This window comes from Spiroplasma endosymbiont of Poecilobothrus nobilitatus, from assembly GCF_964030655.1.
Lineage (GTDB): Bacteria > Bacillota_I > Bacilli_A > Mycoplasmatales > Mycoplasmataceae > Spiroplasma.
Map to the genome: position 1 here is coordinate 1,032,978 of NZ_OZ034915.1, position 14,963 is coordinate 1,047,940.

14 protein-coding genes and 1 pseudogene are annotated in these 14,963 nt (G+C 29.3%); 1 reads left to right on the plus strand and 14 read right to left on the minus strand.

The features are described from left to right. Window positions 1-10 precede the first annotated feature (10 nt). The 13 genes and pseudogenes from AAHM76_RS06035 to mraZ all read right to left on the minus strand — a co-directional run bounded on the left by AAHM76_RS06035 (window position 11) and on the right by mraZ (window position 13,338). Window positions 11-1,231: a hypothetical protein gene (locus AAHM76_RS06035; RefSeq protein WP_342255752.1), complete on the minus strand. Its 1,221-nt coding sequence runs from the start codon at window positions 1,229-1,231 to the stop codon at window positions 11-13. Window positions 1,232-1,326: 95 nt separating this feature from the next. Further along, window positions 1,327-1,834, minus strand: a pseudogene (locus AAHM76_RS06040) (deoxycytidylate deaminase). Continuing rightward, entirely contained in the window at window positions 1,822-3,222 is a 1,401-nt protein-coding gene (locus AAHM76_RS06045; protein WP_342255754.1) for a rhomboid family intramembrane serine protease, read from the minus strand. Before AAHM76_RS06045 ends, AAHM76_RS06040 begins: the two are co-directional and overlap by 13 nt. A gap of 6 nt (window positions 3,223-3,228) precedes the next feature. After that, window positions 3,229-4,149 carry an RluA family pseudouridine synthase gene (locus tag AAHM76_RS06050; protein WP_342255755.1) on the minus strand — a complete coding sequence of 307 codons (921 nt, stop codon included), beginning with the start codon at window positions 4,147-4,149 and terminating at the stop codon, window positions 3,229-3,231. Next, window positions 4,142-4,729 (minus strand): signal peptidase II, encoded by a 588-nt coding sequence (gene lspA, locus AAHM76_RS06055; protein ID WP_342255756.1) that lies wholly within the window; start codon window positions 4,727-4,729, stop codon window positions 4,142-4,144. Before lspA ends, AAHM76_RS06050 begins: the two co-directional genes overlap by 8 nt. A 30-nt stretch (window positions 4,730-4,759) precedes the next feature. Next, window positions 4,760-7,486 (minus strand): isoleucine--tRNA ligase, encoded by a 2,727-nt coding sequence (gene ileS, locus AAHM76_RS06060; RefSeq protein WP_425289428.1) that lies wholly within the window; start codon window positions 7,484-7,486, stop codon window positions 4,760-4,762. A 232-nt stretch (window positions 7,487-7,718) separates the two neighbouring features. Continuing rightward, window positions 7,719-8,123, minus strand: coding sequence for a hypothetical protein (locus tag AAHM76_RS06065; protein ID WP_342255758.1), 405 nt, complete (start codon window positions 8,121-8,123; stop codon window positions 7,719-7,721). 13 nt (window positions 8,124-8,136) lie between these two features. Continuing rightward, window positions 8,137-8,886 (minus strand): S4 domain-containing protein, encoded by a 750-nt coding sequence (locus tag AAHM76_RS06070; protein WP_342255759.1) that lies wholly within the window; start codon window positions 8,884-8,886, stop codon window positions 8,137-8,139. Further along, window positions 8,879-9,100 carry a cell division protein SepF gene (gene sepF, locus AAHM76_RS06075; RefSeq protein WP_342255760.1) on the minus strand — a complete coding sequence of 74 codons (222 nt, stop codon included), beginning with the start codon at window positions 9,098-9,100 and terminating at the stop codon, window positions 8,879-8,881. Before sepF ends, AAHM76_RS06070 begins: the two co-directional genes overlap by 8 nt. Before the next feature lie 206 nt (window positions 9,101-9,306). Beyond that, entirely contained in the window at window positions 9,307-10,539 is a 1,233-nt protein-coding gene (gene ftsZ / locus AAHM76_RS06080; protein WP_342255761.1) for a cell division protein FtsZ, read from the minus strand. A 32-nt stretch (window positions 10,540-10,571) separates the two neighbouring features. Further along, the gene (locus tag AAHM76_RS06085) at window positions 10,572-11,930 is read right to left on the minus strand and encodes a cell division protein FtsA (RefSeq protein ID WP_342255762.1); all 1,359 of its coding nucleotides are present in this window, start codon (window positions 11,928-11,930) and stop codon (window positions 10,572-10,574) included. Between the two features lie 31 nt (window positions 11,931-11,961). Next, the gene (gene rsmH / locus AAHM76_RS06090) at window positions 11,962-12,903 is read right to left on the minus strand and encodes a 16S rRNA (cytosine(1402)-N(4))-methyltransferase RsmH (RefSeq protein WP_342255763.1); all 942 of its coding nucleotides are present in this window, start codon (window positions 12,901-12,903) and stop codon (window positions 11,962-11,964) included. Window positions 12,904-12,906: 3 nt separating this feature from the next. Next, the gene (mraZ, locus tag AAHM76_RS06095) at window positions 12,907-13,338 is read right to left on the minus strand and encodes a division/cell wall cluster transcriptional repressor MraZ (protein WP_342255764.1); all 432 of its coding nucleotides are present in this window, start codon (window positions 13,336-13,338) and stop codon (window positions 12,907-12,909) included. A gap of 689 nt (window positions 13,339-14,027) precedes the next feature. Here mraZ and AAHM76_RS08630 point away from each other — a divergent pair. After that, entirely contained in the window at window positions 14,028-14,189 is a 162-nt protein-coding gene (locus AAHM76_RS08630) for an IS3 family transposase (protein ID WP_425289480.1), read from the plus strand. A 420-nt stretch (window positions 14,190-14,609) separates the two neighbouring features. Here the strand turns inward: AAHM76_RS08630 and AAHM76_RS06100 are convergent, their stop codons facing one another. After that, entirely contained in the window at window positions 14,610-14,789 is a 180-nt protein-coding gene (locus tag AAHM76_RS06100; protein WP_342255765.1) for an IS3 family transposase, read from the minus strand. Window positions 14,790-14,963 lie beyond the last annotated feature (174 nt).

Below are 14,963 nucleotides of genomic sequence, written 5' to 3' on the forward strand. Positions count from 1 at the left end.
TCTAGAAGGATTATTTTTCATCTTCATCAATGGCAATTATTTCATTAGGAATTATTTTTGCTTTATATTTTAATGGTTGCTGATGTGTTGCTAAATAAGCATCCAAATCTGCTTTCGAATATTTATGATTATTTAAACATAATGTTGCAATTACAATATCAAATACAGGACCAATAATTCAAATTCAATTAAAACATACTAAAGCAATTGAACAAAAGCCAACAAAAATTCGAGCTCAATAAAGATTTTTTAATCCTAAGATGGAAAAAACTAAGGTAATAATACTAAAAATGCTAATAATAATACTAAAAGCTAACACAAGTTCTTTTTGATAAGGATAATTTAAGATTTTTGACCACATATCACGATAAACATAATATAAAACCGAAAAAATAATATTAAAAATAGCAACTACAATCGCTAGAATCATAGCAATTTTACCTTTTTGATCTAATTGGCGATGTTGTTTAATATTTATCATAATTTTAATTTGATCAACTTTGGTAATATTATTTTCTTTAATTTGCTTACGAAAATAAAATAAGTTATTAATTCAAATATAAAAATATTGAAATGAAGTACATAAGGTAAAAATTAACACTGAACCAACAGCTAACAAGGCAAAACCATTTGTTGAATAAAAATTTAAGAAAAAATAAGGAAATATAGTATTGTCTGGTTGGTGATCACTATGACGAATATAACCACGAATTAAAATACAAATTAAATATAGTGTTGGATATAAACAAATTAATCAATAATTAGTTTTATGATGGGTTTCAAATTTGTAAAATGTATCACCAGCGGTAACAATATAACTTAAAATCATTGCAATAGGAATAATGGTATGCAAAATAAATGTCGAAATTCATTTATAAACACTCATATTTGTTACTATATCACCTTGAACTGCTAATCCTAATCAAAATACTAGCATTGTCATTGTAATATAAACTGTTACCATTAACCGAATAATAAAATCTGGTTTTGTATTTTTAAATTTTTTTTGAAATAAATAAAAAACAAAATAAACAAAAACTAGATAATTTGTTTGCGTTGTAAAATATGAATAATAATGGCTTAAGCGCTCTCCATAACCTGGTAACTGCCCATAAATGCCACTTTTTGTTTTTAACGATAAAATAAAATCACAAACTAAAAAAGAAAAAATTAACATAATACCAATAATACGATAAATTAATAATTTCCGATCTGTAAAAAAATGCTTCATCTTAAAAACCTTTCTTTTTCTAATATTTTATAAAAATAAGTTAATAAAAGATTTTGCTAATATTTGATAATTTATAGTTTTATTTGTAAATTTAATTATTTTTCCTTTTGTCGTTCTACTATAACATTAATAACTGGTAAGCAGCGATAATGCACTTGTGCTTGGTCAAACATTCGCTTTGCTGCTTGATTATCATCTCTGCCTTCGTATTTTTCATCATCATAAATAACTTCTTTAATTCCAGCCTGAATAATGATTTTTGTACATTCTACACAAGGAAATAAAGTTGTATAAATTCGACAATTTTCTAAATTTGTTCGTGCACTTAAAATGGCATTTAATTCAGCATGAGCAACATAAGGATATTTTGTTTCTAAATATTCCCCTTCCCGTGCGTGCTCTCATGGAAAATCATCATCATTTAAACCGCGGGGTAAACCATTATAACCTGTCGGCAATAATTTGCCCAATTTGGTTAACAACACAACTCCCAACTTGTGTATGTGGATCTTTGCTTCGCATTGCACAAAAATGCGCAACACTTAAGAAGAAATAATCTCATGATAAATAATCATTACGTTTTTTCCCTGTTACTGTTGTCATAAATTAAAGATTCCTCCTTTAAAATTGGAAAAGATATCACTAAAACTAGGCTGACTTTGTAACAAAAAGATTGGTCAATTTGCTCTTGGATAAAAATAATAATTATTTAACATTTCCTCAATTGCACTCTTTTCCATTAAACCCGCACGTCAATAACTTAATAATGCATCAATAACAGCACGATTATAGGGCGGGACATAACGTATTCATAATAATGCAATTGTACTAACCACTATCATTGTTGCAATAATAAAAACTGGATATAATATTGTTCAATTAACACGATGTGAACGATTAAATTCTAAACCATAACCAATCGCACTACCAACAAAAAAACCAACAAAATTAATTAAATAAAATGAATAACCTAAAAATATTGGCATTATTAGCAACCAAAGCATAATAATTAAAGTTCGTTGGTTTGTAATTAACGCACCTAAATCTTCTTTACCATAGTTATAACTAAACAAACTTCCCCATAAAATTGCTAATAAAATAGTTGATCCGCCAAAAATTCAATTTGGTAATACGGCTTCTAAAAATACTCCGGCTAAGGGGATTCCAACTACTAAAATGATTAATAATCGTCAACGCCCCAAAAGAGCTTCTGCATAACGAGCAACACTAAAAATCATAAATAAATTTAAAACTACTAACAATGGGTTACTTGAAAATAAAACATATGTTCATAATCGTCATCATTGATTATTTCAAATTAATAAATCACGAGTAACCCCGCCATAAACTAATTGCGTTGCTCCTTCACTTAAGCCTTGGGTATTAAAAATTTGCGCACCAAAAAAGATTCCAACAATTGGAATAATTAATAATAAAGCAATTAAAACTCACGTAACACCAAGGTTATTGACACTTAATTTATCACTTAGTTGCTTTAAATTTTTTGTTAATTTACTATTAGGGTCTTTAATCCCATCTAAAATTTCCTCAGTTGTCATACCAGCCATTGAAGTATCATTTTCATTATTTTCTTGCAACATTGTAATGTTAGGATAATAAGTACTTAAACGGTCAAAATAATTATTTTTATCAACAAATAATGTTACATCGCCACTATCATCTTTATAAATTTGCGAACGATTTTCAATTAAAACAATTGATAAAATAGTAAGTTTTGCGCGTTGAAATTTTTTATTTAAAAAAGTCTTTAATGTTTGCACAACTTCATCATTAATGATGAAGTCATTAAATTCACCACTAAAATTATCAATAATTTTAATAATTTGAAATTCTTTACTATCAAATTTATATAAATAAACATTATTATTATTATTATTATTATTATTGCGTGATTTACTTTTATAAACATTGTATTTTTCTTGTTTTAAAAAATAATCAACTAGAGATAACTTATCTTTATCAAAACTCATTGTTTTCTATCCTTTCGCGCGTAATATTGCTAATCTTTGTTCAAACTCTTGTGGTAAGGCTGCTGTAATGGTCAGAGCTTCTTTAGTAACTGGATGAATAAATATTAATTGATACGCATGCAGATATTGTCCAAAACTTTCTTTTTTATCAGCGGCTGTGCCATATAACGGATCACCAAAAATAGGATGATTAATGTATTTTAGATGGGCTCGAATTTGATGAGTTCGTCCGCTTTCTAATTCACACTCTATATAAGTATAATCATTAAAGCGTTCAATTACAATAATATTAGTTACTGCTTTTTTAGAATTTTTTGCTGTAACTGTCATTTTCTTGCGATTATTAGGGTCGCGTCCAATTGGCGCATCAATTTTAGCTCGATTTTCAATAATTTGACCATGAACAATAGCTAAATACCGGCGTTGTAATTGCTTTGTTTGAATTTGTTGCTGTAGTTGATGATGAACAACATCATTTTTAGCAATAATTAAAGTTCCTGTCGTTTGGCGATCAATGCGATGGACAATTCCAGGGCGTTGCTCACCACTAGCGGTTGACAACTGCACTCCTCGTGCTAATAAAGCATTAACTAAAGTATCATTCTGATGTCCTGGTGCTGAATGAACAACTAAATTATTTGGTTTATCAATCAACATTAAATAACTATCTTCATACAAAATTGTTAATGGGATTGGCATTGGTGTTAATTCACTTGCTTTAGGATTTGAAAATTCAATGCTAACATGGTCTCCAATTTGACTAACATAATTTGCCGGCACAACTTGTCCATTAACTTGAACTTTCTCTTGTTTAATTAATGCTTGGATTTTAGTTCGCGAAAAAGGAGTGGGATTTGTTTTAAAATAATCAGTTAAAATTTTATCAATTCGAGCTGATGAAGAAACAGTAAAGGTAACCTTAGTCATTTGGATCAGAATGCTCTTCGCGTTTGCTTCGTGCTCGCTCACGATAAAACTGAATAATTTCAATAATAATAGCAAGAATTAAGACAATAACACCAAAGGTTACTCAAGTATCAGCTAAATTAAACACACTATAAGGGGGAAATAAAATTCATGCTAGAAAATCAACTACCCCCCCATGGTTTCACATGCGGTCAATTAAATTACCAAACCCACCAGTTGTAATCGTCATTAAACCAACAGCAGCAGTTTTATTATTAATATATAAAAAAATAATAAGTGCAAGCAAAGTAATAAAAACTGCGCCAATAATAACAAGCGGAAGATTATCAGCATTTGTCCCAAAAGCAATTCCTTTATTAACCATAAATTTAAAATTAATAAATCCATCCAGAAATTTAACTTCGGGAGCTACTGGGTCATGGGACAATAAATGAAAAGCTAATTGCTTCGTAATAATATCTAACATTAATAACGAAATAAAAATTGGTAGACAAACTTGGAGTTTATATTTTCAAATATAATCCCGATTTTTAAAATGGTCTTTAAAATCATATCAAAATTGTTTTGTTCGTTCTTTCATTTTCTTTTGACTCCTTTTTTGTTTTATACATTATCACACATTTTTTACCGATAAAACATTAAAACAACGATCACAAATTTCATTATTTTGGACATTTAAATGATTATAAATCATTCAACAACGTTGGCATTTTAAACCAGCTTTTTCTTGAACTTTTAAATAACTAGTTTCATATTCCGTTAAGTTCTGATGGTCAGTAGTAAAAATAATTTCACTAACAATAAAAATTTGATATAAATTCTTAATTGTTACTAAACTTGCATATGCTGGTTTTAAAGCAATCGTTACTTGACATTCTAATGATTTTTTAATTTCTTTTTGTTCACGACGACGTTCTAATTCTTTATTAACATCATCTCGTAACTTCAACACTTGGTCTCATTTTGCAATTAATTTATTATTAATAGCCATTGTTAAAACAAAATTTTCTTCTAAATGAACCGAGCTTTGTTGGCGGGGATATGTAATAAAGCGATGACTTTCTTCAACTGTATGCGGAATAATTGGTTTTAAAACATCAACTAAAATCCGATATAAATAATATAATGTTGTTTGTACCGCACGACGACGTGGTGATTTAATTTCTTCAATATATAAAATATCTTTTGTAAAATCTAAATAAAATTTTGATAATGTTGTTGTAGCAAAATTATTAATTAAAGTATAAACATTATTAAAATTAAATTCTTCATAACTTTTATTTACTTTTTGTTGAAATTCACGCGCTAAATGTAACACATAATAATCAACTTCTGCTAATTTTGGTTGTAAATCAGTTGCTGGATTAAAATCATTTAAATTTGCTAATAAAAACCGTAATGTATTACGAATTTTTCGATAAGCTTCCGCAATTTGTTTTAAAATTTCTGGACCAATTTTAACATCATCACGATAATCAACCGAAGCTACTCACATTCGTAAAATATCAGCTCCATACTGGTCAGTAATTGCTAATGGCGAGATAACATTTCCCAATGATTTACTCATTTTTTGCCCTTTTTCATCATTAGCAAAACCATGTGATAAAACAACTTCATAAGGAGCATGACCTGTCGCAACAACCGAAGTAATTAACGATGAATTAAATCATCCTCGAAATTGGTCAATTCCTTCCAAATAAACATTAACGGGATAGGGTAAATGATATTCTTTTGTTACTGCTAAATTACTAACTCCACTATCAAATCAAACATCCATAATATCTTGTTCTTTCCGTCAATTGCGATTTTGATAAGCTGGTGGCAACAATTGATCAGCACTTCATTCAAATCAAATGTCAGTTGTTTTTGCTTTGGCAAATAAATTAATTACATGTTCAATTAATTCTGTTGTAAATTGTGGTTGATTATTTTCATCGTAAAAGGCAATAATTGGTACACCCCATAATCTTTGGCGAGAAATACATCAATCCTGACGATTTTCAATCATTGTTTCCATTCTTTTTGCTGCTCATTGTGGATTTCATTGTACTTGTTTAATTTCTCTTAATAATTCTGGTTTAATTTTTTCAATTGAAACAAATCATTGTGCTGTTGCGCGATAAATAACTGGTTTTTTTGTTCGTCAATCAATTGGATAACGATGTTTTGTAAATTTTAATTTTAACAAAGCACCATTTTGTTCTAATCGTTGGCCAATCATTTTATTCACATTTTCATAATAAACACCAACTAAACTATCATCTGCTACTTCTGCAGTATATTTTCCAGCATCATCTAATGGTGCAAAGATTGGAACATTGTTAGCGCGGGCAATCAAATAATCATCTTCACCAAATCCCGATGCTATATGGGCAATTCCTGTTCCAGCTTCAACAGTAACATGGTGGCCAAGTACAACAGGACTATCGCGGTCATATAAAGGATGTTTTGTAATAATTCCAACTAATTTGGCGCCAACCACTTCTTGCACAATTTTAACTTTTTTCAAATTTAATAATGTTTGTAACTCGTCAAATAAAGCCTTAGCAAATAAGTATTTTTCACCTTCAACAAGGACTTCAACATAAACAACATCTTTTCCAACCGCTAATAATTGATTCATTGGGATTGTTCATGGTGTTGTTGTTCAAATTAAAAATTTTGTTCCTGGTTTAATCACCTTATTTCCTGTTGTCACTGTAAAAGTTACATAAATTGATGGCGATGTTAAATCAGCATATTCAATTTCTGCCTCCGCTAAAGCTGATTCGCTTGAAGGTGATCAATAAATTGGCTTTAATTGCCGATAAACTAATTTTTTTTGGACCATTGTTTGAAATAATCGTAATTGTTCTAATTCATATGCCAAATCTAATGTCACATATTTTTGCTGAAAATCACTAAATAAACCTAACCGACTAAATTGCGTAATTTGTTTTTCAATTTGGTCTAAAGCATATTGGCGACAAATTTGTCGAAAGGCAACTGGTGGAGTTGTTTTCTGATCAACCCCGCTTTTAACAACAGCAGTTTCAATTGGCAAACCATGCGTATCTCAACCACAAATTCACGGACTATAAAATCCTTTTTGATTATAATAACGAACAATAAAATCTTTTAAAATTTTGTTTAACGCATGACCAACATGTAAATCCCCATTTGCATAAGGAGGGCCATCATGTAAAATAAAGGGTTGGTTGCTAGCATTATGTTGATAGCGCGCTGAAACAACATTCGTTTTAAGTCATTCTAACTGAATTTGTGGTTCTTTTCCTGCCAAGTTAGCTTTCATCTCAAATAAGGTATTGGGAGTTAATAATGTATCTTTATAATTCATCAGTTTTTTTCCTTTCTGTCATAAAAAAAGTAAGACTATAAGAGCGCAAATGAACGGTACCATCTTACTTTATAAATATGCAATAATATTTACCTTTTTTTCTTAATTTTAAATTATAAAAACAAGAGATAATTATTTGTCTTTTATGATTAGTTCACATTATCCTAATATTGCTGTAATAAAACGAGCAAATAACCGTGGTTTGTTTTCTTATAAATAAATATTACACTATTTATTTAATTTTGTTAATAATTTCTTTTTTAATCAATTCTGTAATTCGTTCACCATCGTTAATGGAAAAGGCATAAATGCGCTTATTTCGTTCTAAAAAATCATCAATTACTTTTAACACATTCTGGGGATTATGCCGTTTATGATCAATGTCATCAAGTAATACTGCAATTTCTTCTTTAAAAGCATAAGAAAAATCAACTGCTTTCATAATAATCCGTCCTGCATTATGACTTGCAATTTCAAATGCTTCGCGTGATTTTTCAATATTATAACGTGAAATATGCTCTAAATGTTGTAATTCTTGTAAACGCAACATTAATTGGCGATTATCGTATGTTAATTTTTCTATAATTTCATTTTGTTCATAAATAACTGTCCGTAAATTTTTCTCTTGTTCTGCCATATTTTCCCCTACTTTATGCAAACTTTGCAATTGTAATTCGATAATGTTGATTTTTTGATGGTAAAACTGCATTAATTTTAAAACGACCATACCGTTTTATTGATATTATAATATCACAAGAAACTTGAAAAGTCTTATTATTTACCACCGAAAAATTAACATAAACATAATTTTGCTCAACATATTTTTGTGCTTGTTGACGTGAAGCATTGCAAAGTGCACTTGCCACAGCATCTAGGCGTAAACTTTTTACTGTTTTTGTAAAAACAGTAAATTGATATTCAATAACAACAGGGGCAGGGTTAATAGTTCAAGCCAATAATTTCTTTTGAATAATTAATGGAGCATTAATAAACACTGGCGTAATTTTATTTAAAACACTTAAATATAAATCATTTGCTGTGATATAAAAATCACCAATCACTCGCAATTCTAATTGTAATTTGTTTAAAATAAAGCCAAGCACCTGATGATGTTGAAAAAAATGCGGTGTTGGTTGTTTCACATGTAAAATAACCGCATTATCGTGCTTAGCATTAAAACTAACTGTTGCTCGAAAACCATTTGTTAATGGTTTATGAATAAAATAATTAGCAATGTTTTCTTGTACCAAGATTGCTTGCAAAATTGCAATTTGACGTAAATCAAGAAAATCTGTGTTAACAACTTGCCCACGGCGGGCTTGTTCACATCATCCTTTAATTTTATTAATTAATTCATAATCTTGCTGATAATGTTGCAATAATTGCGTCTTATTAAGCATCTTTTTGAATTGTAAATTGATAAGTTCTATGTTCATTTTTTTGAACATCACCATTAAAAGCATACATCACACCACTAATAAAATCTAATAGTCGTATCCGTTCTCCTTTTGGCAATTTTTCTAAATGAACAATTAATTGCCCTTTTGTCAATAATAAATCAGCAATTTTCGGAGCATCATTATAACTATCAGCAATAAAACCAGTTGTAAGCACACTTGTGTTACTACTAACTTCAGAAGAATGCTGTATTTCATTTTCACGCTCAAAATTTACCTTTTTAAAGGGTGTTTCTGACGCAAGAACAGGTTTTGTTAATGGTTGATCACTATGGACAATTGATTCGGTTGGGCTATCATTAAAATCAATTCGTGGTTGAGATTAGTAAATACTTCGTTGTTTTTTCTTAAAAATGCTCATTATTATCAACTACGACAAACAAATGGTGGTAAATCATCATCTTCATCGTCATGTTCAACGACTTGATTATTATTAACATGTTCTCGTCACACATTAATCCGACGGTTTGCATTCGCTGTTTCACGTTCAACATTTTCAGATAAATTAGTGAAATAACTTGGCCGTTTACGAGCAACATCTTGATCATTGTCATCACTAACCTCAGCGTCCCGAGTTGGGTGTGGTGCTGGTTCTTCGTATTCTTCCATTGAAGCACGATAACCATTATCTGGATTAGTAAAATTTTGATCTTCATCAAACCCAGTTGCAATTACAGTTACAATCATTTCATCATCTAAATGCTCATTAACTGCTGTTCCAAAAATAATATTAACTTCGCCACCAATTGCTTGTTTAACAATATCAACAGCATCATTAGCATCATTTAAGGTTAAGGTATTACCACCAGTAACATTAATAATAGCATCACGAGCACCACGAATTGATGCTTCTAATAACGGAGAAATAATTGCTTTATTAGCAGCTTCAATTGCTTTATCTTTACCTGAACCAATCCCAATTCCAAATAAAGCATTCCCTTTATTTTTCATAACGGTCTTAATATCTGCAAAGTCTAAATTAATTAAGGATGGTACTGCAATTAAATCAGTAATGGTTTGAACTCCTTGGCGTAAAATATTATCTGCTTCTTTGAATGAATCTTTTAATGGGACACCCCCAATTACTTCTAATAAGCGATCATTTGAAATAATAATTAATGAATCAACATGTTTACGTAGTTCTTCGGTTCCTTGGATAGCATAACTATTACGCGCACGACCTTCAAATGAAAATGGCGTTGTAATAATTCCAACGGTTAAAGCGCCTTGTTCTCTTGCAAGTTTGGCAATAATAGGAGCAGCCCCAGTCCCAGTTCCGCCACCCATTCCAGCGGCAACAAAAACCATATCTGTCCCTTTTAAAGAGTCTTTAATTTCTTCTGCTGATTCAATTGCTGCTTGGCGACCAACATCAGGATTAGCACCTGCCCCTAGCCCTTTTGATGTTTCTTTACCTAATACAATTTTATTTTTTGACTTTGAAACACTAATAATCTGGGCATCAGTATTAGCAACAATAAATTCAACCCCTTGTACGCCTGCTTCAATCATCCGATTGACAGCATTATTACCAGCACCACCAATACCGATAACTTTTATTGACGCGACTTGTTCATAATTATCAAAATTGTTCATAACCTTAATTCCTCCATTTTTTATATATTATACTATTTATTTAATATTTTGATATTTTGGTAGTATTTTTGTCGATATTGTTGTGAACCGTTTAAATGCTGCTTACTTAGCGGCATAACCCCTTGTGCCGGGTTAACATTGCCACCTGGTTGATGATGCTCACCATATTTGTCATTTCGTGGTCCTTTTTTATCACCATTATTATTTAGATAACGAATATAACGATGATCAACCGATTGAATATTTGTTGCACTAACTTTATTTGCTAAATGTTGATAATAAATATTTCCCAATAAGCCAGTACATCATGTTTCTTTTGAACCTAATGTTGAAGCAATATAAACGGTAACATTTTTATCTTTATTTAACGACAACAGATTTTCTTTAAACCCACTAATTCGCAAAATTTCACCAACAACAACCACTGGATAGTTATAGCGCCCTAAGCTATTAGCTAACTTTTCACTCAATGTTTCCATTTCTTCTGTTAAAACATGATTAACAATTCGTTTTAAATCATAATGGGTAAAATTTAATTGTGTTTGTTGCTGATGATCATATTTACTATAAATAATTAAATTATCTTTACTATTATTATTTAAATTAATAATTTTATATAAATACTTTAGTGATTGCTTATTATCACAACTTAAGACATTACGTAACCGCGTAATTATTTTTTTAATCCCACCCGGAATAATAATTTGTTCACATAAAGTTTCACGAACAAAAACATAAGCGATAACATTATCATAATCTCAATTAATAATTGTAATCCCATTTTGCAAATCAACTGGTGATGCAATATTTCACGCAAGACTAAACCCTTCTGGAAGGATACCCATAACTTCAATTTTGGCATATTTAAGTGTCGCAAAAATACTTTGAATAATCTGTTTTTTTGTTACATAAACAATTGCCTTAATACTTACTTTGTGCGCCGCCCGCCCTATTGGTGGCGCTGATAATGCTTTTTGTTCATTAAGAATGTAACGATATGGTCTAATAAAAAAAGCAGTTTCATCATCTAATAAAGGAACTTCTTTTGCTAATGTAATTAATGAATCAATATCATTATTCGTAATTAGACGATGATGTGTTAAATTTAGCATTTTGGTTGAAGTTTTAATTGTCATATTATTTGCTGGAATACTAATTGCCACCCGTTCAATCACAATTCCTAATTGTCGATTTGCATCTTTAATTAAATTAACTAATTCTTTGGCCACATTTTTTTCATCAATAATGATACCATTATCACAAAAATGATATTCAAGATGCCTTTTATAAAGCACTTTAATTTGTGATTCAGTATAAACACCAACCATAAAACTAAAACTATAATTTTTAATTTCTAACACAGCATATACTTCTTTTAACTTATAATCCACTTCGTTCACCTCCTTTTTAAATTTTAGAATATTATTTCACCCGTTCTAATATTCTTAGTTTAGCACTTGTACTCCGATGGTTGTTTGTTTGTTCAGTTACCGAAGGTACAATTGCTTTCTTAGTAATAATCTGATAATCACTTTCAAAATGTGATATTACTGGTAGCTGTTGATTTATTTCATAATTAGGATCTTTTGTTAAACTTTGAAAATATTTTTTAACAATACGATCTTCTAATGAATGAAATGAAATTACAACTAACCGACCATGAACCGCCAATAAAGTTGTTGCTTGTCGTAATGATTCTTGTAAAACAAATAACTCTTGATTTACTTCAATTCGTAATGCTTGAAAAACTCGTTTTGCTGGATGTTTTGCCTTTTTTAAAATCTTTTGTGGCAAACTTTTTTTAATAATTTCAACAAGATGGAAAGTAGTAACAATTTCTTGTTCATTACGAGAAATAACAATGTTTTTTGCAATTACTTTTGCAAATGGTTCTTCACCATAATCTTGAAAAAGTTTTACTAAAGCTTCTTGCGAATAAGTATTAAAAATTATTTTTGCCGTTAATCCTTGATTTTGATTCATCCGCATGTCCAATGGACTATCATAGCGATAACTAAAACCACGGTTATCATCATCTAATTGTGGTGATGATACTCCGAGGTCATATAAAATCCCATTAACTAATTTAACATGTCGTAGTTGTAATTCGGCAGCTAAATTAACAAAATTATTTTTAATAATTTCATAATTACGATATTTACTCTTCTGCAAAATTTGTTCAGAAGCAACAATTGCTGCTTCATCTTGCTCAAAGCAATATAACTTTCCATTTGAAAGATGCTTTAAAATTTCAAGACTATGTCCAGCTCGCCCTAAAGTACAATCAACATAAATTCCATTGTTTTGAACATTTAAACCGGCAATTGCTTCTTGCAATAAGACTGTTTGATGTTTAAATTCCATACGTTAAATTTTTTCCTCAAAATTTTTTGCCGCTTCTTCGATTCCTGGTGCTTGTTCAATGTATACTTCTCAAACTTTCGGATCTCATAATTCTAAGTGGTCATTGTTTCCAATAATAACAACATTTTTTGTAATATTTGCTTTATTTTGCAAAATGGACGAAATTTTAATTCGTCCAGCATTATCGAAAGTAGTTTCATCAGACATTGACATAATTTTCCGTGTCAAAGCCCGCCCTTCGGCTGTGGCTTGTCCAGTTGAAGCAACTTTTTCTGTTCACTTTAACCATTCAACTTCATTACGAACATCAATACAACCATCAAAACCAAGAGAAATAAAGACTTTATCATCTTTAAACTGTTCTCTCATTTTAGAAGGAATTGTTAATCGTCTTTTATCATCTAATGTATGATTGTAAGTTCCTAATAATGCCATTTTACCCCATTCTCCCCCACTTTCATACATATTGTATTATACTATTTCCCATATTGCAACACTTTTCCCAAAAAATTTTTTACAAAAAAAAATGACCATACTAATTGGTCAATAATTTAAAGGTTTTTTAAAAATATAAATTGTAAATACAACATTATAGTTTACAAAAAAAAAGAATCTCTAAGACTGCACCCCAAAAAGTAAGTAAAATAAAAAAAAGATTTTGTTAAATTTTTATAGGGGGTGCATTTTTATATGGCAAAAAAGGACAAAAATATAACAAATATACATCAGAATTTAGAACAAAAATCATTGAGGAAATTAAACAAAAAAGTTGTTGAATAGTAGCAAAACAATATAATATAAATGCAAATACAGTAGAATCTTGATGAACAAATCATAAAAAAGGAAAATTAAACAATCCTAAAGGACCTAAAATTTCTTTTGTCAAAAGAAATTTATAATATTATAAAACAAGGTATGAATTATTAAAAAAGCTCCATGACTTTTACAATTAAGCAAACTAAGAATAGTCTCTTTTATTAAAAAAATGTCGTGAATATTCAATAAAATTATTACTAGAAGTAACGGGGTTAAAACGTAGTTATTGAGATAAATATAAAAATTATGACAGTAGCAAAAAAGATAAAAAAGCAATAAATGATATTGTAAAAGTCTATGAAGAAAATTTAAAACAATTTGGTTATCGAAGAATTACTAAATATTTAAAAGAAGATTATGGTATAAAATATAATTCAAAAAAAGTTTTAAGAATTATGCGTGATAATCAAATACAACCTGAATATGTAAGAAAAATGAGAAGAAAAATAAAGTATAAACAGAATAAATAAAAAAGCTTATTACAATATCCTGATTTAATTAATCGTAAATTCAATGATATAAAAACAAGGTTTTCAGTACTATATACTGATGTAACATATTTAAATTGAAAAGGAGAAAGATATTATCAATCAACAATTATTGATGGATATACTAAAGAAATAGTTGATGTAAAGTGATCTAAATATAATGACAATAAATTAGTAATCGATAATTTAAATGATGCAATTAATAAAATAAAATTAATAAAAAAAGATCTGAATGGAATAATAATTCACTCAGATCACGGATATTAATATACATCCACTATTTATCACGATAAATGTTTATCTAACGGTATTATAATTTCAATGGGGAAAAAATGCCACTGTGCAGATAATATTGTTATAGAAAGTTTTCATTTGGAATGGCAACACTTTTTAGGACACTTTTTATATAGACATTTGTTTTCTAAAAGTAACTGGAGATAAATAATTTAAACTGCCATGAATTCGAATATTGTTATATCAATGCACAAAATCAAAAAGTTCGTATTTTAATTGTGTTAAATTTTTAAATTTTTTACCCTTAATAAATTCAGTTTTAAAAGTTTTGTAAGTTATTTCAGCCACAGCATTATCATAAGGGCAGCCTTTATTGCTTAATGATCTTTTAATATTAAAAGTTATTAAAATTTCATCAATGATTTTATTTTTAAACTCATTACCACGATTAGTATGAAATAGAGTTATTTGATTTAATGGTCGTGTTATTTTATGAAAAGCTTGTTGGGCCAGTTCGGCTGT